At 65.2% G+C, this 22,202-nt stretch carries 18 protein-coding genes and 1 pseudogene; 9 read left to right on the forward strand and 10 right to left on the reverse strand.

Translation table 11 applies throughout. From position 1 onward, the window contains the following. Positions 1–227 (reverse strand): annotated as a pseudogene (locus D9V34_RS14460) (hypothetical protein); the annotation flags it as partial. Between the two features lie 185 nt (positions 228–412). Between D9V34_RS14460 and D9V34_RS14465 the strand changes: the two are divergent. Both D9V34_RS14465 and D9V34_RS14470 read left to right on the forward strand, forming a co-directional pair. Further along, entirely contained in the window at positions 413–661 is a 249-nt protein-coding gene (locus D9V34_RS14465; RefSeq protein ID WP_030148928.1) for a WhiB family transcriptional regulator, read from the forward strand. 193 nt (positions 662–854) lie between these two features. Next, positions 855–1,886: an NAD(P)-dependent alcohol dehydrogenase gene (locus D9V34_RS14470; RefSeq protein WP_220700603.1), complete on the forward strand. Its 1,032-nt coding sequence runs from the start codon at positions 855–857 to the stop codon at positions 1,884–1,886. A 73-nt stretch (positions 1,887–1,959) separates the two neighbouring features. On the opposite strand, the gene D9V34_RS14475 is transcribed toward D9V34_RS14470, so the two are convergent. Beyond that, entirely contained in the window at positions 1,960–2,979 is a 1,020-nt protein-coding gene (locus tag D9V34_RS14475; protein WP_121689205.1) for a LacI family DNA-binding transcriptional regulator, read from the reverse strand. A 296-nt stretch (positions 2,980–3,275) separates the two neighbouring features. Between D9V34_RS14475 and D9V34_RS14480 the strand changes: the two genes are divergently transcribed. From D9V34_RS14480 to D9V34_RS14505, 6 genes are read left to right on the forward strand one after another with little or no spacing between them, the layout of a single operon-like run. Further along, on the forward strand, positions 3,276–4,580 hold the full coding sequence (locus D9V34_RS14480; protein WP_121689206.1) for an ABC transporter substrate-binding protein: 1,305 nt from the start codon (positions 3,276–3,278) through the stop codon (positions 4,578–4,580). Between the two features lie 5 nt (positions 4,581–4,585). Further along, positions 4,586–5,491: a carbohydrate ABC transporter permease gene (locus D9V34_RS14485; protein WP_121689207.1), complete on the forward strand. Its 906-nt coding sequence runs from the start codon at positions 4,586–4,588 to the stop codon at positions 5,489–5,491. After that, positions 5,491–6,405, forward strand: a complete 915-nt coding sequence (locus D9V34_RS14490) for a carbohydrate ABC transporter permease (protein WP_121689208.1) — start codon at positions 5,491–5,493, stop codon at positions 6,403–6,405. The genes D9V34_RS14485 and D9V34_RS14490 overlap by 1 nt, the downstream gene beginning before the upstream one ends. Positions 6,406–6,420: 15 nt before the next feature. Further along, a complete protein-coding gene (locus D9V34_RS14495; protein WP_121689209.1) occupies positions 6,421–7,608 on the forward strand; it encodes a Gfo/Idh/MocA family protein in 1,188 nt (395 codons plus the stop codon). Positions 7,609–7,629: 21 nt separating this feature from the next. Continuing rightward, on the forward strand, positions 7,630–8,319 hold the full coding sequence (locus D9V34_RS14500) for a ThuA domain-containing protein (protein WP_121689210.1): 690 nt from the start codon (positions 7,630–7,632) through the stop codon (positions 8,317–8,319). Beyond that, complete coding sequence (locus D9V34_RS14505; protein WP_121689211.1) at positions 8,304–9,401, forward strand: Gfo/Idh/MocA family protein; 1,098 nt, start codon at positions 8,304–8,306, stop codon at positions 9,399–9,401. Before D9V34_RS14500 ends, D9V34_RS14505 begins: the two co-directional genes overlap by 16 nt. A 73-nt stretch (positions 9,402–9,474) precedes the next feature. On the opposite strand, the gene D9V34_RS14510 is transcribed toward D9V34_RS14505, so the two are convergent. The 3 genes from D9V34_RS14510 to D9V34_RS14520 form a co-directional block, all read right to left on the reverse strand. Then, positions 9,475–10,089 carry an RES domain-containing protein gene (locus D9V34_RS14510; RefSeq protein ID WP_147441701.1) on the reverse strand — a complete coding sequence of 205 codons (615 nt, stop codon included), beginning with the start codon at positions 10,087–10,089 and terminating at the stop codon, positions 9,475–9,477. Positions 10,090–10,201: 112 nt separating this feature from the next. Continuing rightward, a complete protein-coding gene (locus D9V34_RS14515; protein ID WP_121689213.1) occupies positions 10,202–10,717 on the reverse strand; it encodes a hypothetical protein in 516 nt (171 codons plus the stop codon). A 129-nt stretch (positions 10,718–10,846) separates the two neighbouring features. Continuing rightward, positions 10,847–12,337, reverse strand: a complete 1,491-nt coding sequence (locus tag D9V34_RS14520) for a sensor histidine kinase (protein ID WP_121689214.1) — start codon at positions 12,335–12,337, stop codon at positions 10,847–10,849. A gap of 350 nt (positions 12,338–12,687) precedes the next feature. Between D9V34_RS14520 and D9V34_RS17885 the strand changes: the two genes are divergently transcribed. After that, a complete protein-coding gene (locus D9V34_RS17885) occupies positions 12,688–13,155 on the forward strand; it encodes an Rv3235 family protein (protein ID WP_183091988.1) in 468 nt (155 codons plus the stop codon). An 89-nt stretch (positions 13,156–13,244) separates the two neighbouring features. Here the strand turns inward: D9V34_RS17885 and secA are convergent, their stop codons facing one another. From secA to mtrB, 5 genes are all read right to left on the reverse strand, one after another. Next, positions 13,245–16,028 (reverse strand): preprotein translocase subunit SecA, encoded by a 2,784-nt coding sequence (gene secA / locus D9V34_RS14535; RefSeq protein WP_121689217.1) that lies wholly within the window; start codon positions 16,026–16,028, stop codon positions 13,245–13,247. A 307-nt stretch (positions 16,029–16,335) separates the two neighbouring features. Further along, on the reverse strand, positions 16,336–16,992 hold the full coding sequence (gene hpf / locus D9V34_RS14540) for a ribosome hibernation-promoting factor, HPF/YfiA family (RefSeq protein ID WP_121689218.1): 657 nt from the start codon (positions 16,990–16,992) through the stop codon (positions 16,336–16,338). A gap of 217 nt (positions 16,993–17,209) precedes the next feature. Further along, a complete protein-coding gene (locus D9V34_RS14545; protein ID WP_121689219.1) occupies positions 17,210–17,746 on the reverse strand; it encodes a YagU family protein in 537 nt (178 codons plus the stop codon). A 1,133-nt stretch (positions 17,747–18,879) separates the two neighbouring features. Then, positions 18,880–20,583, reverse strand: a complete 1,704-nt coding sequence (locus D9V34_RS14550; protein ID WP_121689220.1) for an LpqB family beta-propeller domain-containing protein — start codon at positions 20,581–20,583, stop codon at positions 18,880–18,882. Then, complete coding sequence (gene mtrB / locus D9V34_RS14555; RefSeq protein WP_245992031.1) at positions 20,580–22,163, reverse strand: MtrAB system histidine kinase MtrB; 1,584 nt, start codon at positions 22,161–22,163, stop codon at positions 20,580–20,582. Before mtrB ends, D9V34_RS14550 begins: the two co-directional genes overlap by 4 nt. Positions 22,164–22,202: the final 39 nt, after the last annotated feature.

Here is a 22,202-nt window from a genome sequence, read left to right on the forward strand (position 1 = left end):
GAGAGGGCGACCACCGAGAGCGCACCGGCGGCCACCAGCACGGTGAGCGCGATCGCGGTGGGCATCGAGGTGGCTCGCTCGGTGAACAGATCCACCACGAGCCAACCGGTCACCAGGATCATCGCCAGCGCCTCGAGTCCGAGGATCACACTGAGCCAGCGCAGGTTGGGGTGCACGCCGGAGGAGGCGGGGACGGATGAACGATCGGTATCGTCGGACTGAGACATGGACAAACCCTTAGAAAACTCTTGCGCTGTGGTGACCAATATGCGACCATATTTGAGGCCGAGTCGCCGCTCACAGGGTCGTGGGCACCAACGCGTTTATTGTTTCGCGACCTCTGAGACTCGGTACGATCCCCTCACACCGACCTTAGCTGGTTGGGAACCGTATTCAAAAAAGGAGCACCCCCATGGACTGGCGCGATAAAGCTGCCTGCCTGACAGCCGACCCGGAACTCTTCTTCCCGGTAGGAAACACCGGCCCGGCCGTTGACCAGATCGAGAAGGCCAAGACGGTCTGCGGTCGTTGCAACGTCACCGAGCTGTGCCTGCAGTACGCGCTGGAGACCGGTCAGGACTCGGGCGTTTGGGGTGGCCTCTCCGAGGATGAGCGCCGCGCACTGAAGCGTCGTGCCGCTCGCGCACGCCGCGCCTCCTAATCCGCAAGGATCTCCCCGCACCAGATTTTTCACGCAAACGCCCAGGATTTCTCCCCACATAATCCTGGGCGTTTTTGCGTGCCCAAATTCGGAAAATCGGGGCTATCGCCGGGGGCGCTGTCGGGGTATCGTACCCAGTAACGATATTTACCGTTTGACACAACAAATGTGTCCCGTCCCGTCAGGATCCTCAATGTCGACGACCCAGCTCCCCACCTCCATGCGCGCCAGCGTGCTCCAGGCAGCCCGCCAGATCACCCTGGAAGAGCGCCCGCTCCCCCACCTCGACCCCGACCAGGTCCTGGTCAAAATCTCCGCCGTGGGCATCTGCGGCTCGGACGTGCACTACTACCACGAGGGGCGCATCGGCGACTTCGTGGTGGAGTCCCCGATGATCCTCGGCCACGAATCCGCCGGTGTGATCGCCGCCGTGGGTGCGGGCGTTGATCCCGCCCGGATCGGCTCGCGGGTCTCGATCGAGCCCCAGCGCCCCACCGCCACCTCCCGCGAAACCCTCGAGGGCAACTACAACCTCGACCCGCACATGGAGTTCTACGCCACCCCGCCGATCGACGGGGCCTTTGCCGAGTACGCGGTGATCCAGTCCCACTTCGCCCATGACGTCCCCGACTCGGTGAGCGATGAGGCGGCCGCCCTGATCGAACCCCTCTCGGTGGGAATCGCCACCGCCCGCAAGGTCGGATTCACCGCGGGATCGCGGGTGCTGATCGCCGGTGCCGGCCCGATCGGCGTGATTATCGCCCAGGTCGCCCGCGCCTTTGGGGCCCTCGAAGTCATCGTGAGCGACCTCAGCCAGAGCCGCCGCGAGCAGGCCCTGCGCTTTGGTGCCACCCGGGTACTCGACCCGCGCGAGGAGGATGTGAGCACCCTCGGGGTGGACGCCTTCGTGGATGCCTCGGGCGCCACCGCCGCCGTCACCTCGGGCATTCGCGCGGTGCGCCCCTCGGGCCGCGTGGTTTTGGTGGGCCTGGGAACGCCGGAAATGACGCTGCCGGTGTCGGTTATTCAGAACAACGAGCTGATCGTCACCGGGATCTTCCGCTACACCAACACCTGGCCGCTGGGTATCGACCTTGTTGCCGCCGGAAAGGTGGATCTGGACGGCCTGGTCACCGGGAAGTACGGTCTCGCCGAGGTTGAAACCGCACTCGAGGCCAGCACCCAGGAATCCGCGCTCAAGACCGTGGTCTACCCGGGACGCTAGGACGCGGGCCGGGGTGTTGCCCGACGGGGTGCCCGGCGACCGGGCCAAACGGGACGAGGCGGCGCGGGCCGGGCTACCCCCGCGCGGGCACATCCGTGGATGCGCGAGGGACCAGCGTGGTCGCGAGTTCCATATGATGCGAGTCCAGCAGCCCGTCACGGGACTGTTCAAGCACCAGGCGCAGGGCCGCATGTCCAATATCCCGCAGCGGTTGGGCGACGGTGGTCAGCGGCGGGATCGTGCGCAGCCCGAGCGCGGTCCCGTCAAACCCGATCACACTCAGGTCCTCGGGGATCCGCAGCCCACGCCGGGCAGCCTCCTCGAAAACGCCCACGGCGATGCTGTCACTGGCGGCGAAGATCGCCGTGGGCGGCTCCTCCAGATCCATCAGGGCAGCCATACCGGCCACCCCGGATTCGGTGTGGAAGGTTCCGGGAATCACATAGTCGGCGCGCGGTTCGATGCCGTGGGCGCGCAGGGAGGCGAGGTAGCCGTGCAACCGGGCCACATGGCACTCGGCGATCTCGGGGCCGCCGATATAGGCGATACGCCGATGCCCGAGGTCGGCCAGGTGATCGGTTGCCGCGCGTCCACCGGCCCAGTTAGTGGAGCCCACGCTCACAAAGCCCTCGTCGATCGGACTGAAGGGATCCACCACCACGACGGGCATCCCCAGGCGACGAAACTCCGCCAGCTCGGCCACGGTCATCCGCGAGGTGATCAGGACCATGCCGGTGCGCCCGGCATCGGCGAGGCGGCGTGCCCACGCGCCGCTGTCCACTCGGTCGGTGCGCGCCTGGGACACCACGATATCCACGTCGATTTCGCTCGCCGCCTCGACAACGCCGCGCAGCACCTCGAGGGCGTAGTCGCTGTCGAGCTCCTCGCAGACGAAGTCGATCAGCCGAGGACCCGCGGGGGCCTCCCGGCGACGCCCGGGCGCCTCGTATCCCACCTCATCGATCACCGCCTGAACGCGGATCCGGGTTGCGGCCGCCACGTCGTCGCGTCCGTTGAGGACTTTGGACACCGTGGCCATCGAGACACCGGCCTGCGCCGCTACCTGCGCGAGCGTTGCGCGTTTGTGAGTCATGGGCCTCCTCGATCGGGTCATCGAAAATCTTTCGGTGCCTCGCAGCTTAGCGCCCCCACTCCCCGAAACGGAACGCCACGCATTAATTTCGCGAATTATCCAACAAATACCCTTGACCTTCGCCGCGGCGTCTGGCTAAAGTACCTGTATTCCACCTAAATAATTGCGAAAAGTTTTCGTAAACGATGGCGGAACACCCTTCAGGTTCGACCTCAGCCGTTTTGCCTCGGCAAGACCGCACGGTCCGAGTTTCGATATCCCGGCACTGGCGCCGCGGAGAAAGCAATGGAGCACTCATGAAGCGACGTACCCTGACCAGCGTGATGGCCACGGCGGCCATTCTCGCCCTGACCCTGACCGGCTGCGGAAGCGCCGGCAACTCCGTCCCCGAGGGATCGGCCACGATGTGGACCCTCGCCGGAGGCACCGAGCCCATCATCAACGACTCCGTGGCCCGCTGGAATAAGGCACACGAGTCCGAGAGCATTAAGCTCGATTCCTTTGCCAACGATGCCTATAAGACCAAGGTCCGCACCGCCATCGGGGCCGGCGAGGGCCCCACCTTTATCTACAGCTGGGGTGGCGGCGTGCTGCGCGACTACGTCGAGGCCGGCCAGGTTGAGGACCTCAGCGGGTTCCTCGCCGAGAACCCCGAGGTGGCCGATCGCTACCTCAAGTCGGTGCTGCCCACCGGCCAGGTGGATGGCAAAACCTACGCCCTGCCCAACAACGCCAACACCCCCGTCATGATCTACTTCAACAAGAAGGTCTTCGAGGAGGCCGGGGTCACCCCGCCCAAAACCTGGGACGACCTGATGAGTCTGGTCAAGGTCTTCAAGGACAAGGGCATCGCCCCGTTCTCCCTCGGCGGGCAGTCCAAGTGGCCCAACCTGATGTGGCTGCAGTACCTCACCGACCGCATCGGCGGACCCGAGGTCTTCCAGGCGATCATCGATGGCAAGCCCGACGCCTGGTCGAACCCCGCCGTTCTCGCCGCACTGACCAAGATTCAGGAGCTGGTGGATGCCGGCGGATTTGTCACCGGCTTCTCCTCGATCGCCGCCGACTCCGGTGCCGACCGCGCCCTGCTGCACACCGGCAAGGCCGCGATGCTGATGCAGGGTGCCTGGGCCTACCCCACCTTCAAGACCGACGCCCCGCAGTTCGTGAAGGACGGCGACCTCGGGTACATTCCCTTCCCCGCGGTAACCGGCGGTGTGGGTGACCCGCAGAACATCGTGGGTAACCCCTCGAACTTCTGGTCGGTATCCAGCAAGGCCACCCCCGAGCAGAAGAAGGCGGCCCTGGCGTACCTCAAGGACGGCATGTTTGACGCCGAGTACACCAAGCAGCTGATCGACACCGGCTCGGTCCCCGTGGTCACCGGCGTCGAGGACCAGCTCAAGAAGAGCGAGGACGCCGACTTCCTCACCTTCACCTACAACCTGGCCTCCAACGCGCCGCACTTCCAGCTCTCCTGGGACCAGGCTCTTCCCTCGACCCAGGGCGACGCGATGCTGACCAACCTGGACCAGATCTTCCTGAAGAAGATCACCCCCGAGGAGTTCGCTACCAACATGAACAAGACCCTGGGTAAGTAATCATCATGACGCTCATCACTTCCAAGCGTCACCGAGGGGCCCACGACGCGGGCCCCTCGGGGTGGTTCGTGGCCCCGGCCCTGGTCTTTTTTGTCATTTTTGCGGTGGTGCCGCTGGTCGGCGTGATCGCGCTGAGCCTGGCCAGCTGGAACGGAATCGGAGCGATCACCTGGGCGGGCTTTGCCAACTGGGCCAAGGTCCTGGTAGACCCCGTCACCGGCAACGCGCTGGTGGTCACCGCCAAGATCATGGTGTTCTCGTATATTGTGCAGGCCCCGATCAGCATCCTGCTGGGTGCCTTCGTGGCCGGCAAGCAGCGCTATCGCGCACTGCTCGCGGTGTTCTACTTCATCCCACTGCTGCTGAGCTCGGCCGCCGTGGCCATCGCCTTCAAGGCCCTGCTGGACCCGAACTTCGGTCTGGGTGCGGGCCTCGGCATCCCCGCCCTCGCCCAAGACTGGCTCGGTAACCCCGACCTGGTGCTGTTTGTCGTGATTTTTGTCATCGCCTGGCAGTTTGTCCCCTTCCACACGCTGATCTACCAGGGTGCCGTACGGCAGATTCCCGCCAGCATGTACGAGGCCGCGCGCCTGGACGGAGCAGGCACCATCGCCCAGTTCTTCCACATCACCCTGCCCCAGCTCAAGTACACAATCATCACCTCCTCCACGCTGATGGTCGTGGGTTCACTGACCTACTTTGACCTGATCTTCATCCTCACCGCCGGCGGTCCCGGATACTCCACCCGCCTGCTGCCGCTGCACATGTACCTCACCGGATTCCGCTCCAACGACATGGGCGCGGCCGCCGCACTCGGCGTGATCCTGGTGGTCATCGGGCTGCTGCTGGCACTCATGCTGCAGCGACTGGGTGGCAAGGATCGCAGCGCAAACCAGACCGAGGGAGCATAATGACCGCCACCCAAACCCGCGCCGAGACCCGCACCGCGGCGAGCGCCCCGACCCCGCGCGCAGCCTCGGCCGGTCGCTCCCCCGAGGCCTCCCGCGGGGTGGGCCGGCCCAACTTCCTGGCTGGACTCGGTGGCTGGATCTGGCTGGCCATCATCATCCTGCCGGTCTACTACGTGGTCATCACGAGCCTCAAGAAGCAGTCGGACTACTTCTCCACCAACCCGCTCCTCCCCCCGGTCAACCCGACGTTTGAGAACTACGCGCTGGTCCTGGAAAACCAGTTTGTCCGCTACCTGATCAACTCGGCCGTGGTCACGGTGGGCTCGGTGATCCCGATCCTGCTGGTGTCGTTTATGGCCTCCTACGCACTGGTGCGCGGTAAGGGCAGGTTCATCAACGGGGCGAACACGTTGTTCCTGCTGGGGCTGGCGATTCCGATCCAGGCAACCATCGTGCCGATCTACTTCATGATCTCCAAGGCGGGTCTCTACGATTCGCTGCTCGCGCTGATTCTGCCCTCGATCGCGTTTGCGATTCCGCTCTCGGTCATCATCCTCAACACGTTCATGCGCAACGTCCCCACCGAGCTGTTCGAGTCGATGCGGCTGGATGGATGCTCGCACTGGCAGATGCTGTGGCGACTCGCGCTCCCGCTCACCAAGCCCGCGCTGATGACCGTTGGTATCTACCAGGGGCTGCAGGTGTGGAACGGATTCCTGTTCCCGCTGGTGCTGACCCAGAGCCCGGATAATCGGGTGCTGCCGCTCTCGCTCTGGGCGTTCCAGGGCGAGTTCACCATCAATATCCCGGCGATCCTGGCCAGCGTGATCCTCTCGACGCTGCCGTTGCTGGCGCTCTACCTCGTCGGTCGCCGCCAGCTGCTCAGCGGCCTCACCGCCGGTTTCGGAAAGTAAGAAGGAAGGAACATCATGACCCCCACTTCCCCGCCCGCGCTGCGGGTTGGCATGATCGGGCACGCGTTTATGGGTGCCATGCACTCACACGCCTGGCGCACGGCCCCCCGATTCTTTGATCTGCCACTCATCCCCGAGCTCGCGGTGATCGCCGGTCGAAATCCCGATTCCACCGAGGCCGCCGCGGCCAAGTACGGCTGGGCCGAGTCGACCACGAACTGGCGCGAGCTGATCGAGCGTGACGATATCGACCTGATCGACATCTGCACCCCCGGCGACACCCACCGCGAGATCGCCCTGGCGGCCCTCGCCGCCGGCAAGCACGTGCTGTGTGAAAAGCCGCTGGCCAACACCGTGGCCGAGGCCGAGGAGATGACCGCCGCCGCCGAGGACGCCGCATCCCGCGGGGTCTTCTCGATGTGTGGATTCACCTACCGTCGCACACCGGCGCTGACCCTGGCCCGCCAGCTGGTCGCCGAGGGACGCCTGGGGACCGTGCGCCAGGTACGCGCGCAGTACCTCCAAGACTGGCTGAGCGATGAGAACGCCCCGATGACCTGGCGGCTGGACAAAACCAAGTCGGGTTCGGGATCGCTCGGGGACATCGGTGCCCACATCATCGATGCCGCCCAGTACGTGACCGGCACCGATATCGCCGGGGTCTCGGCGATGCTGGAAACCTTTGTGACCCGACGCCCGGTGGGCGGCGAGCACGTGGGCCTCGGCGGCTCCGGCGCGACCGACGGCGAGTACGCCGATGTGACCGTGGATGATGCGGCGCTGTTCACCGCCCGCTTCACCGACAACACGGTGGGTATCTTCGAGGCCACCCGCTTCGCGCTGGGGCGGAAGAACGCCGTGCGCCTGGAGATCAACGGCACGCTGGGCTCGCTCGCCTTCGACTTCGAGGACATGAACGTACTGGAGTTCTTCGACGGCACGGCGCCCGCCCACACCCAGGGATTCCAGCGCATCATCGTGACCGAGCCGGTGCACCCCTACACCGCCAACTGGTGGCCCGCCGGACACGGCCTGGGCTATGAGCACGGCTTCACCCACCAGGTGGTGGACCTGGTCACCGCAATCGGTGCCGGCACCTCCCCCACCCCCTCCTTCCGCGACGCCCTCGGCGTGCAGCGGGTGCTGGACGCAGTCGAACGCAGCTCGGCCGATCACAGCATCTATACCCCGGTTTCCCGGTAACCCCCAAAGGAAAGTACACCCATGAAAAACGCCCTCGTGGTGCGCGGCGGCTGGGACGGACACCAGCCCGTCGAGGCCACCAACCTCTTTATCCCCTTCCTCGAAGACAACGGCTATACCGTGCGGATCGAGGAGTCCACGGCCGTCTATGCCGATGCCGACTACCTCGCCACCGTGGATCTGATTGTGCAGTGCAACACCATGACCACCATCGAGAAGGAGGAGTTTGAAGGTCTGCGCGCCGCGGTGGAGGCCGGCACCGGACTCGCCGGCTGGCACGGCGGCATCGCCGACTCCTACCGCAACAACTCCGACTATCTGCAGCTGATCGGCGGCCAGTTCGCCTGCCACCCGGGTAACCACCCCGATACCCTGACCGGTGAGCAGTCCGACAACTACGTGCCGCACACCATCAACATTGTGCCCGAGGCCGCGGATCACCCCATCGTTGCCGGGATCTCCGACTTCGACCTGGTTACCGAGCAGTACTGGGTCCTCGCCGATGACTACAACGACGTACTGGCCACCACCACGCAGGCCGTGCGCGAGTGGGATGCCTGGACTCGTCCGGTCACCTCCCCCGCCATTTGGACGCGCCAGTGGGGCCAGGGGCGCATCTTTGTGAGCACCCCCGGTCACCGGGTGGAGATCCTGCAGGACGACAACGTGAAGACGATCATCGAACGGGGGCTGCTGTGGGCCAGCCGGTAACCTCCCCCACCCGCGTGGGCATCGTCGGGGTCGGCGCGATTGCCGGCCAGTACCTGGCGAGCTTCCCCACGCTGGAACACCTGCGCCTGGTCGCGGTGGCCGACCTCGACATGGATCGTGCACGCAGCGTCGCCGAATCCGCCCCGGTTCCCGGAGTGCGTGCACTCACGGTGGATGAACTACTGGCCGACCCCGAGGTGGACGTGGTGCTCAACCTCACCATCCCGCGGGCGCACGCCGATATCGCGCTGCGGGCGATTGCCGCGGGTAAGGACGTCTACGGCGAGAAGCCGTTGACGGCGACCGTCGCCGAGGGCGTCGAGGTCCTGGCCGCCGCCCAGGCCGCCGGGGTTCGGGTCGCCTGCGCGCCGGACACGGTGCTGGGCACCGGCGTGCAGACCGCCCGCGCGGCGGTGGATGCGGGCCTGATCGGGAAGCCGATCTCGGCGAGCGCCACGATGGTCACCCCGGGGCACGAACGCTGGCACCCGAACCCGGACTTCTACTATGCGCCCGGCGGCGGCCCGCTGCTGGACATGGGACCGTACTATGTGACCGCGCTGGTCAGCCTGCTCGGCCCGGTCACCCGCGTCATCGGGGCCGCAAGCCACACCCGCGCCGAGCGCACCATCGGTTCGGGACCGCGCGCGGGCGAGGTGATCCCGGTGACCACCGACTCGCACGTGACCGGGATCCTGACACACGCCTCGGGTGCCCTCTCGACCCTGTTCATGAGCTTCGATGCGGTCGCCACCCGGTCCTCGAATATCGAGGTCCACGGCGAAACCGCCTCGCTGATCGTCCCCGATCCCAACGGGTTCGAGGGCGACGTACGGATCCGCCGCCTGGGCGAGAACGACTGGGAGACCCTGCCGGTGTCGGCGGGCTACCCCGGAGCCTCCCGAGGCATCGGCCTGGACGACTTCGCCGCGACCCCCGCCGACCAAACCCCGCGTGCCAGCGGTGATCTGGCCCTGCACGTGCTGGAGATCATGGAATCGGTGCTGACCTCGGCCCACTCGGGCAGCGCGGTCACCATCGCCTCCACGGTCGAGCGCCCGGCGGCGGTGCCGCAGCATTAGTCTCGAGGTTGTTGGAGCGAGGGACCATTTCGTTGCGGAGTGGTCCCTCGCTTCATAAGGGCTCTTTCATCCATCACGGCTCCGGTGGCACAACGAGGAGTGTCGGTTTTGCCGATCCGTGACGGGGATCCAGCACACGAATTCCGAGCTCTTCCGCTATGTCGACAAGGCTCTGCGGTGGCCCAACCCGCACGAACGGACCGTCTCGAAATCCGGCAGCACCAAAAAGAGCGAGTCCATGCCCAACATCGGATGGATCAAATCGAGCACGATAAAGGATCCCCGCATATCCATCGACGTCAAATTGTCGAGCCCAGTGCTGGGTGACCCGATAGTGATCCGGGCCGGCCCCGCCGGAAATCTCACCGGTTACGCCGAAATTGGCCGCGAGAGGATCGTTCAGATTCGCAAGGGGCGAGAGCACAACGGCGTTCCTCACCGTCCAGATGAACACCCGCTCGGTGTGAGCGCGCCACACCGCAGAGGTTCCGGGGATGTAACCAGTGCCTGTTTCAATGCGGGTCGGTGCTGATGAATCGGTGCGATAGAGCAGGCCGAGCCTTTCCAGCGCCGCGGTGCGTTTCGTCAGGGCTACATACATTGTGCCGCGAGGACGCTCGAGGTCAAAACGGCCGTCTCCGCTCGCCGAGAAATTCCCCGGCCCATGCGGCCGGCCTCGATCGTCCATCCCGACCGCACGGTGGAACTGGGTTCCCTCGGGAAGCGTGGAGTGGGGAAAGTCGCCCAATGAGGACGGCGGCCGGCCCTGTGCCGAGGCTCCTCGGTTCACGGCTCACAGCTCACGGCTCAAGCCAGCGCTCATGCGTGCGCCGTGCCCAGTCCACGGCTAGGGGGAGGTCGCCGCCTCGGAGCACGTCCCATACGGTCCGATCATCGTCACCGCGCGCGGGTGTTGCCAACATCGTTGCGATTGTCATCGGATCTATGGCATCCAATATTTCCAGGACCTCCGGAAGGCCCGAGATGATTTCGCCGGCGGGGTCAAACTGCTGAACGGGGAAAAATAGCTCATCATCTGGTCCCAGAGGCACACCGAGAATCGAGTGCGCCCCCCGCATTCCGGCAAGCTCCAGGGAGTCAACGTCAAGACACCGCTCGACATCCTGTGTGCTCACCCACGGGCCCAGGGAGTTCACTACCGTCTGCAGCAGTTCAGCGTCGCCAAGCGAGTCCCAAGCCTGCCGTTTGGAAACAGAATCGATGTGCTCTTCACGCGCGCCTTCGTCATGCATGCTCGCTGAACCGAGCCAGGGCGTGCTGCCGACTCGATCGGGTAGTTCGGTTTTTTGTCTCATGGTGACCTCCTGCGGCCACGCTAACCCGCGGTGCCGCGAACATCAATAGATAGGTGCACCCCTGTTGAAACCAGGAAAAAAGACCCCATCCGTGGATAACGGATGAGGGCCTTCTTCATGTGTCCGTGGCTAGCCGCGGATGAAGCGCATGGGCACCTCGATGGTCACCTCGGTGCCGGCCCCCATCACGGTGTGCCAGTCGATCCGGCCCGAGAGCTCACCCTGGATCAGGGTGCGCACGATCTGGGTTCCCAGGCCCGCACCCACGCGTCCCTCGGGCAGACCCACACCGTTGTCGCGCACCAGGACGGTGAGGTTTTCGGCGTCGCGCTGGGCCACGATCTCGACCTTGCCCTCGCGTCCGGCCAGGCCGTGCTCCACCGCGTTGGTCACCAGCTCGGTCAGTGCCAGCGCGAGCGGGGTTGCGTACTCGCTCGGCAGGACTCCGAAGGTGCCGGTCTTGATCGGGTGGACCTTGGTGTTGTGCGAGGAGGCGACCTCGGCGATCAGCATCAGCACACGCTCAAACACGTCGTCGAAGTCCACGGCCTGGTTCAGACCCTCGGAGAGGGTGTCGTGTACCACGGCAATGGCGGACACCCGACGCATGGCCTGGGTCAGCGCCTCGGCACCCTCCTCGGTGCGTGCACGACGCGCCTGGATACGCAGCAGCGAGGCCACGGTCTGCAGGTTGTTTTTCACCCGGTGGTGGATCTCGCGGATGGTCGCATCCTTGGTGATCAGCTCGCGCTCCTGGTGGCGCAGCTCGGACACGTCGCGGCACAGCACGATCGCCCCGGCCCGCTCCCCACGGTGGCGCAGTGGGATGGTGCGCAGCGAGACGGTGACCCCGCGCGCCTCGATGTCGGTGCGCCACGGTGCGCGACCGGTCACCACGAGCGGCAGCGACTCGTCGATGTCCTGCTTCCCGGGCAGAATCTGCGTGGTGACCTCGGCGAGAGACTCCCCCTCCAGCTCGTCCACAAAGCCCATTCGGTTGAACGCAGACAGTGCGTTGGGGCTCGCGAAGGTCGTGATGCCCTCCACATCCAGACGGATCAGGCCGTCGTTGGCGCGTGGGGCACCGCGGCGCGGACCGCTCGGGGCACCCAGGTCGGGGAAATCACCGGCGGCGATCATGCCAAACAGGTCGTCCGCGCACTCGTTGAACGTCAGCTCCTGACGGCTCGGGGTGCGCGTCTCGGACAGGTTGGTGTGCCGGGTGAGCACGGCGATCGGACGCGGCGCGTTCTCGGCCGAGGTCGGGTTCAGTCGGCGCATGACCGGGACCGCGAGCACCCGGGTCGGGGTCTCCTCATACCAGTCCGGCGAGGAGGAATCCACGATCTTGCCCTCCTCGAAAGCCCCGGACACCTGAGCCGACCACTGCGGCTTAATTCGCTGGCCCACCACGTCGCGGTAGAAGAGCGTCGCGGCGCTCGAGGGACGGTGATGCGACACGGACACAAACGATCCATCCGCGGTGGGCGTCCAAATCACGATGTCGGCGAAGGCGAGGTCGGCCAGCAGCTGGGCGTCACCGATCAGCATATGGAGCCAGTCGATGTCCTCTTCGCTGGCGAGGCCCTGACGGTGGATGAGGTCACTGAGAGTCGACATTCCCCCAGTTTAGAATGCCGCGCGTTGTCTGATGTGACGGCCCGCGGAATCGACACGGCGGAATCCTCCTCCGCGTCCTCCACAGCGCCTTTTTTGAACGGGTTATGCACAGTGTGCGCCGGGTGTGCGCGGCGTATGGTGCGTGGCTGTTTGGATAGGTAGCCCATGCCGCCAGTTCCGGGCTATCCGGCTCGAACTCCCCGGCATCCGGGCGGCATCGGTATCCATCGGAGACACTCATGTCCGCTCACCACGACCCAGTACACCCGTCCGTCCCTCAGCCCGCACATCGCAATGCCCCCGGTTCCTCGACTTCCCGCTCCACGCCCCCGGAACGATCGGCCGGAGCGGTGACGACCCCAGACTCCGGCCCAGTATCGGCACCGGTTGCCGCCGCACCGGCACCGGCACCGGCACAGGCACAGGCACAGGCACAGGCACCGGCACAGGCACCGGCCCAGCATCCCCCACGCACGCTGCGGCCCGGCGTCGAGATCGAGATCGCCCGAATCGCCCTCGCCGCGTTGGAGGCGCTGGCCGGTATGCGGGATGTGAGCCAGCTTGCACGCTGGCTCACCCCCGAGGTGTACACCGGGCTCGAGCGGCAGGCGACTCTGGCACGGCGGGGACGATCGGCGCACGGTCAATCCGAACGTCATGTGGCCTACCGGCTCGGGCCTCCCCACTTTTGCCGGCCGACCGTCCACACCGTGGAGGCGACGATCATCGCACACGGGCCGGTCACCTCGGTGGCCGTGGTCCTTCGGCTGGAGACGCACGGTGCCCACTGGCGAGCCAGCGTCCTGCATGTCCTCTAACGTGCCACGGTCGGTGAATCCGCCATGAAAACAGGAATGCCGCCCACCCCGAGGGGCGAGCGGCATTTCCGAACCGGGAAGGTCCCGGGCTACTTCTTCTTGCGTCGATCGGCGCGGTTTCCGCCGGTCTGCTGACCGAACGCACCGCGGTCACCACCGGTGGCGCTGGCGGCAGACGGACCGGCCGGGCCCGCCTCACGCTGAGCCTTGGCGGTGGCGCTCTGGTTAACCTGACCGCCGGCACCGCGCACCTCGACCTCGCCGTCCTCACTGGGGGCGATGTAGCTCAGCTTGCGCTGCTCGGGCTCATTGCGCTCCAGACCCTTCGCCGTCACCTCAACGGTGCCGCCGTCCACGGCCTCGGTTGCACCCTGAGCGACCTCAACCTCAAGGTTGAACAGGAAGCCGATGGACTCCTCACGGATCTGGCCCATCATCTGCTGGAACATTGCATAGCCCTCGCGCTGGTACTCAACCAGCGGGTCGCGCTGTGCCATCGCACGCAGGCCGATGCCGTCCTTGAGGTAGTCCATCTCGTAGAGGTGGTCACGCCAGCGGCGGTCCACAACCTGCAGCACCACGCGACGCTCCAGCTCACGCATGGCCGGCTCGCCCAGCTGCTCCTCGCGACGGCCATAGGCCACCTTGGCATCCGAGAGAATCTCGCGGCGGATGAAGTCGCGGTTCACGCGTCCACGCTGACCGGCCTCGGCGATCACCTCGTCGATGGTCACCCCGACGGGGTAGATCTGCTTGAGGTCGACCCACAGGGCGTCGAAGTCCCAGTCGTCGCCATTACCCTCGTGCACGTGCACGTCGAGGATCTCGTCGATGACGTTCTCCAGGAAGGTGTCCACGCGATCGTGCAGGTCATCACCCTCGAGGATGTGGCGACGGTCGGTGTAGATGGCCTCGCGCTGACGGTTCAGAACGTCGTCATACTTCAGCACGTTCTTACGGATCTCGGCGTTACGCTGCTCAACCTGTGACTGGGCGCTGCGGATAGCCCGCGACACCATCTTGGACTCGATCGCCACATCGTCCGGGGTTCCCCCACGGCTCATCAGAGCCTCGGCCGCACCGGAGTTGAACAGGCGCATCAGATCATCGGTCAGCGACAGGTAGAAGCGGCTCTCGCCCGGGTCTCCCTGACGGCCCGAACGACCACGCAGCTGGTTGTCGATTCGACGCGATTCGTGACGCTCGGTGCCCAGCACGTAGAGTCCACCGGCCTCGGCGACCTTATCGGCTTCCACGGAAACCTCGGCCTTGACGGCCTTGAAGACGTCGTCCCAGGCTGCCTCGTACTCCTCGGGGTTCTCCGAGGGGCTCAGGCCCTTCTCGGTCATCTTCGCCACCGCGAGGAACTCGGCGTTTCCACCGAGCATGATGTCGGTACCACGACCGGCCATGTTGGTGGCCACGGTCACGGCGCCGAAGCGTCCAGCCTGGGCCACGATCGCGGCCTCACGGGCGTGGTTCTTGGCGTTCAGAACCTCGTGACGGATGCCCTTCTTCGCCAGCAGACGGGAGAGGTACTCGCTCTTTTCCACCGAGGTGGTTCCCACCAGGACCGGCTGGCCCTGCTCGTGACGCTCGGCGATGTCCTCGGCGACCTGCTCGAACTTGACCTGCTCGTTCTTGTACACCAGGTCGGGCTGGTCGATGCGCTGCATCGGCTTGTTGGTCGGGATCGGGACCACACCCAGCTTGTAGGTAGACATGAACTCGGCGGCCTCGGTGTCGGCGGTACCGGTCATACCGGAGAGCTTCTCGTAGAGACGGAAGTAGTTCTGCAGGGTCACCGTGGCGAGAGTCTGGTTCTCCGCCTTGACGGTCACACCCTCCTTGGCCTCGATGGCCTGGTGGATACCCTCGTTGTAGCGACGACCGGCGAGGATACGACCGGTGTGCTCGTCCACGATCATGACCTCTCCGTTCATCACGACATAGTCCTTGTCGCGCTTGAACAGGGCCGAAGCCTTGATCGAGTTGTTCAGGAACGAGATCAGCGGGGTGTTGGCCGACTCGTAGAGGTTGTCGATGCCGAGGTAGTCCTCAACCTTTTCGATACCGGGCTCCAGCACACCCACGGTGCGCTTCTTCTCGTCGACCTCGTAGTCCACGCCGGCCTCAAGCTTGGTGGCGATGCGGGCAAACTCGGTAAACCAGCGGTTGGCCTCACCTGAGGACGGGCCCGAGATGATCAGCGGGGTACGGGCCTCATCGATCAGGATCGAGTCAACCTCATCCACGATGGCGAAGAAGTGGCCACGCTGGACCAGGTCGGCGGACTGCCACGCCATGTTGTCGCGCAGGAAGTCGAAGCCAAATTCGTTGTTGGTGCCGTAGGTGATGTCGGCGGCGTACTGCTCGCGACGCTCGGCCGGGGTCTGACCGGAGATGATCACACCGGTGGTCATGCCGAGGGCACGGAACACACGGCCCATCAGCTCCGACTGGTAGCTGGCCAGGAAGTCGTTAACGGTGACCACGTGCACACCCTTGCCGGCGATGGCGTTGAGGTAGGCGGGCAGGGTCGCGACCAGGGTCTTACCTTCACCGGTTTTCATCTCGGAGATGTTGCCGAGGTGCAGGGCGGCACCACCCATGATCTGCACGTCAAAGTGACGCAAGCCCAGGGTGCGCTTAGAGGCCTCACGGACGGCGGCGAACGCCTCGGGCAGGAGATCGTCGAGGGTTTCGCCGGCTTCGAAGCGACCGCGCAGCTCGGCGGTCTCCTCGCGCAGCTCCTCGTCGGTCAGGCCGTTGAAGTCTTCCTCAAGCGCGTTGACCGCCTTGGTCAGGTTCTGCAGCTTTTTGATGACTCGGCCTTCGCCAACACGAAGGACTTTTTCCAGGACTGAGGCCACGACTTGCTCTCCACTTGTCTTTGGTCGCCGACGGGGCGCGGGTCCGCACGGGTGTGCGGCCCACCCATCGTCGACGGGGCGCAGTTCCGCACGGTGTGTGCGGCCGACCCTTCGATGGGACCATCGAGGGCCAAGTCTATGTTATCGGGACGGGGGAACAACACCGGTGTTCGGTACGGATTTCGACCGAAAACACAGCAAATTTCTCCCAAAGCGAAGCGCCCCGGCCCCCTCTAGAGGGCCGGGGCGCTGGTCCGCGGGGCGACACACACCGTATGGTTGGCGAGCGTCCCGGCGAATGATGCGTCTATGAGGCGCGTGCTTCTTCGGCTTCCTCATGCAGGCCGATCACACCGTAGTCCCAGCCCTTACGGCGGTAGACGACGCTGGAGCGATCGGTGCGGGCATCGATGAAGAGGAAGAAGTCGTGTCCGACCAGCTCCATCCGGTCCACCGCCTCCTCCACGGTCATCCATTCGGCGGGGAACAGCTTCTCGCGGATCACCACGGGGCTGTAGGGCACGTCCTCTTCGGATTCCTCAACCACGGGGACGGACCCGGTGGCGACCGCGTTCAGCACGTCAACGCCGGCAGCTTCGAGACCAATAGAGGTAAATCCCTCCGCGCTAGCCTCGTGCAGCGAGGTGCGTCCGCGGCCTCGGAGGACCTTACGACGATCCTTCGAGCGGCGAATCCGCTCCATGAGCTTCGCCATGGCGAGGTCAAACGCCACGTATTGGTCGGATCCGGTGGCCTCCGCGCGGACCAGTGGGCCGGGACCCACGAGGGTGAGTTCCACCCGGTCTTCGCCGCGACGGCCGGACTTATCGCTGTGCCGGGAAACCTTGACCTCAAACGAGATCGTCTTCTCCGCCAGGTGCTCGACCTTGGCGGACTTTTCCTCGACATAGTCACGGAAACGATCGGTGATCTTCAGGCCAAATCCTACGATGTTGGTTTCCATGTGGACCTCCAGTCAGGGCGTGCCACCAGTTGATCCCGGCGGTCCTTTCACGCCTTTAGCCCCCACCGTAGCCCCCTTTCCTACACTTGTCATCAGAAAACTTGGATCCGATGTTTTCCGGGCGTGCCCCATTCGGGCCGACCCTGAGAATCCGCACAAAAAACGGCGGCAGGACGGGCATCGCCCACCCTGCCGCCGCCGTATCCGGCTCTTCCGATTACAGGTTCACCAGCGTCTTAGACCGGTCTTTCTGCGCCAGGAAGAAGCCGCAGGCGGCAATGGCCCAGCCCCACACGGCATGGCCGAACAGCTCGGAGAAGTGTTCCTCCCAGGGCTGGTTCCAGGCGGCAGGCACCGTCCCCATCGCGGGCATCAGGATCAGGTGGAAAAAGACCCAGACCACGAGGCCGAAGGCGGCCCCCTGCCACAGCGAGGTGATCGGCAAGTACTGGGCGGCGAAGAGATACACCATGGCGCACACGATTGAGAAGGCAAAGTGGATAATCAGAGCCACGTAGAAGACCTTCTGATCTCCGAACATCACGAAGGAGTGGGTCTGCTCGGAGGTCATCCCAAACTGCTCCAGCAGCGTCTGCGGCGGGTTGGTGGCGTTTCGCTCGATGGTGCGTGGCGGGAAGATGACCTCCCATCCAATCTTCACCATCCCGGAAATCATTCCGGCGATAAAGCCGTACCACAGGCTCTTTAGGATGATCGTTCCCACCGGAGCGGTCGGTTTTGTTACCTTAAACACTGTTTCCCCCACACATGATTGTCCCCAAAATTACGTCGGTTATGACAGCTACTAGCGTAATTTTTGCGACAAATCCCTGTCAATGAAGTTGCATCCGTGCGGCCAGAACTCACCTCTCACTTTGGTCCTGGGTATACCAAGAGACTCCTAAAAACCCCGAAAATTCAGTATTTTTCAGCTAGGTGCATGCATCACTCACCCAGAATCCCGTGCGCAATCACACCCGTCAAATAGCGACACCAGTTGTATGCATTAGAGTCCTGGGGGCCCGCCTGCACCGCATTTCGTTCCGTCGCTGCCGGGAGGGGGCGGCCGTGCGGAGTGTTCTTCCCGGGCCGCACGCGCGAGCACCAACACACCAGCCGGCGGCATCCCAGCACTCCGGAGCGCACGCACGGCTTCCCGGAGGGTGGCACCACTCGTGCACACATCATCAACCACCCAGAATGCCTCGGGCCGCGGCGAACGGGCAGACGCGCTCCGGGAGGCGAGTAGCCGTGTCGTGCCGCGCGCCCGCACCCGCACCCGCACCCGCAGGGCCCCGTCTAGGTTCTGGGCACGCTCGGCGAGGTTCAACCCCAGTTGATCACGCGGCGCACGCGCCCACTCCAACATCCGTCGCGGTGTGTGCCCGGTGCGCCGAATCAGCATCTCGACCGGGTGGTACCCACGCCGAATAAATCCGGCGTCCCGACCCGGGACGGGCACCAGAACGGCAGGGGCCAACCCCGGCTGCTCGGCGGCCTCGGCGATGGTTTTGGCTAACGGCGCGGCTAACGCACCGGCAAGGTCGACTCGATGGTGGTTCTTGAAGTCGATGATCAGCCGGGCGTGGGGATCGTGATAGCGCAGGGCCCAGAGCAATCGGACGTCGGGGGCACCGGGTAGCCGCCCCTCATGTGGCGTCGCCGCGGCGAGCGCGGCACGGCAGCCCGGACAGAGCCCGGACACGGGCCAGCGTGGATCGGCCGGATGCCCGCATCCGGCACAGGGGATGGGAACAAAGCAGCCAAGGGTGAAGGAGGCGATTCGAGTGGTCATGGGACCATTCTTGGTCGCGGTTCTCGATGCCGACACGAGATTTCCCAAGCTGTGGAAAACACGCCGCGGGAATGACGTTGTGGAGGACGAGCCTATTCGACCCGCTCGACCGCACCCTGCTGGGTCGCGATGACCCGCACATCGCTGGCCACCTGCTGCCAGGATCCCGAACGCCACTGCATCATGCGCCCGCCCTCGACCAGGACCCGCAGCTGATTCTCCGAGCTGCCCCCCACGATCTCCCGTCCGCCGGAAACCGTGACTAGGCTCTCGCTGCGGCCACCGATCGTGGACTGCACGATCTGAGCAACCCCCTGATCGTTGGTGCCCAGCGAGGCGACCGAGTTCTCATCCACCCAGGTGGCCGAGGCCGCAGACCCCGCGGCGGCCGGCACCCGAATGGGCTCACCGAGTTTGGACGGCACCCCGTTCTCATCCTTCTGGATACCCGCAACAAGCAGGGTGCTGCGCCCACCGGACACCACAAAAGCAAGCACCCGCGTCCCGTCTCGGGAAACCTGGAGCGAGACGATCTGCGAGGCATCCGGCCAGCTCGCAGCCACCGGATGCTGCTTCCCATCCGGGGTAATCACCAGGATTTCGCCGGGTGCATCGTGAGGAACGGTCCAGATGTTGCCCGCCTCATCGATGCTCGGCGCGATCAGATGCGGACGAGCATCCACCAGTTCCGGCCCGCCGGGTCGGATCGCCGAAACCCCGCTGGGAGCGAGGGCCGCGATCAGCTGCCGGGTGCCGTCGATCGCCACCGCGCTGGGGTTCAGCGCCTCCACATGGGCCGAGAGTACGGCAATCTTTTCCAACCGGTCATCGGTCTGGAAACCGAATCCGTCCTTGGTCAACACCAGCGCGCGCGGATCGGTGCGCGCGCCCGAGATGGTGAGCGGAAGCGCCTCCTGGGCGACCCCGTTGATGCTCAACGAGATGGCCTTAATCGAGGAAACCTCGGACAGGCTCTCCGTGAGCTGCGCCTTCATCCGGCGCAGGGTGAGATCATCCTGGCCACCTGCCTCACGGTTGAGGTTGATATTGGCCACGCTGTTGTCCACCGGTACGGCATCCGAGAGCAATCGTGTGCCCTCGGGGAACGCGCTTGAGACCGCTCCCGCGAGCCACGGGCTCGGGCCCGCCAGCAGCGCCTTGACCACGTTGGTTGACGTCGACGAACGTGAGGGGAACCAGCGTACCTCGGGCACCAGCACACTCCAGGTCGGGTCAAAGAAGCGCAGCGTATAGGGCTTAAATACCTCGCGGAACTTGACCGGGTCCAGGATCACACCGTCCGGGGCACCCGAAATACGCCACTGACCATCCACTCGGGAAAACGTGAAATCCAGCTGAACGGATGAGTTTCCAAATGACGGGGTGTACTGGCCGGTGCTATCCACCGCCGCCTCGGGGTTGGTGGTCAGGGATAACCCGCCCGAGCCATCATCCGGGGTGATCTTGCGCTGTTCGGCCTGATCCACGATCGCCCGTGCATCGGGTTTCCAGGAACCGGCGAGGGTCGCGGTCAGGAATTCTCGCGCGGTTGCGTAGTTACCCGCGGGACTCGCGGCGGCCTCGATAAAGCCGGTGAGGATCTCCTCACGGCTGGCATCCTTTTCCGGACCTCGAGCCAGGAAGACCACCTCGGGTCCCTCGGGACGATCCACCGCGTGTCCGGCATTGACGCCGCCGCCCCGCGGAATGGTGGCGCACCCGGAAACCAGGAGCAGGGCAATGACCGCCCCGACCAGGGCGGTGCCCCGGCGACGCCAGGGGGTGGAGATACTCATGCGGTAGTCCCCTCAAAATCGGTTTCATCGGGCCCCTCGGCTCCCGCGTCCACGGGTTCCAGCGGGAGCGGGGACGCCCCGAGGGTTTCGGTTTCGCCCTGGTGCCGGGGCAGGAGCAACCGGAAGTTAGATCCGGCCCCCGGACGCGACCACACCGCCAGGGTTCCCCCGTGCAGCTGGGCATCCTCAAGCGCAATCGCCAGGCCCAGCCCGGTCCCACCGATGGTGCGGCGGCGCGAGGGATCGGCTCGCCAGAACCGGTCAAAGGCTCGGGCGGCATCGGTCTCGTTCATGCCGAGACCGTAGTCGCGTACGGTGAGGGCCACGGTGCTCGCGGTGGAGTCGATGGTCATCACAACCGGTCGGCCCTCGCCGTGTTCGATGGCATTGCCCAGCAGGTTGTTGACGATCCGACGGATTCGGCGCGGATCCATATCCACCGGACCGTACCCGCCCGGGGCCAGCACGATCAGCCGGGTGCCGCTCTGATCCGCGAGCTGCTGCATGCCGTCGGCGCAGTCGCGCACGAGTCCGGGCAGGCTCACCGGTTCCATCTCCAGCTGAATCGATCCGGCGTCATAGCGACTGATTTCCAGGAGATCGGCCAGCAGCAGTTCGAATCGCTGCGTCTGCGTGTGCAGCAGCTCTACCGTGCGCCCGGTGGTGGGCGAGAAGTCCTCGCGCTGGTCGTACAGCACGTCCCCGGCCAGTCGGATCGTGGTCAGCGGTGTGCGGAGCTCATGGGACACGTCGGAGACAAAGCGCTGTTGCACGCTGGACAGCGCCGCAAGTTTTTGGATCTGACCCTGCATGCTGTCGGCCATCCGGTTGAAGGAGCGTCCCAGCGTCGCCAGTTCGTCCTGGCCGCGCACCGGGATGCGCACCTCCAGGTCGCCCGCCGCCAACTTTGCCGAGGTCTGTGCGGCCACCTTGACCGGATCAGCCACCAGGCGCACCACAACCCAGGCGACTCCGCCCACCAGCAGCAGCAACACCAGGCCACCCACCAGGAGCGAGCGCTGGACAAAGCCCAGGGTCTCCTCGGTGCTGGCCAGGTTATAGCCGATGTACACCTCATAGGCGGCCCCATCGGGCAGCCGTACCTGGCCGCCCACGATCAGGCCGGGATCGGTATGTTCGCCGCTTGCGGCGAGGGCCGTGGATTGCCACCACAGGCCATCGGGGTTCTTCTGGACCGTGCGACGCAGCTCGGCGCTGATCACCTCACCCTGCAGCCCGGGGGCCACAAAGTCCTGCGGCGCGGTCGCGCTGAAGGGCTGGTCCGGAACGCGGAAGGCGGCCACCAGCGGACTGCCCGACGCCTGGGCGAGGTCGGTGCGCGCCGTGGTCATCAGCGCCTGGAAATCGACGCGAGACTCGGCCGTGGACGAATCCAGGGTGCGCTGGGCGGTATCCAGCGCACGCCTGGTATCACTCTGAGCCTGAGCGGCCCGGGACTGATAGAGATCGCTCCCGATCGAGATGGTCATGTAGCCGCTGGACAGCATGATCGCCAGCGCGCTCAGCACCATCGTGATGGTGACCGCGCGAAACTGGAGCGAGTGGCGCCAGGCACGCATGATTCCACGAGGAATCCTCCGCCAGCGGCGGAGCCGAAC

It is taken from the genome of Mycetocola lacteus (assembly GCF_003667575.1).
Taxonomy (GTDB): domain Bacteria; phylum Actinomycetota; class Actinomycetes; order Actinomycetales; family Microbacteriaceae; genus Mycetocola; species Mycetocola lacteus.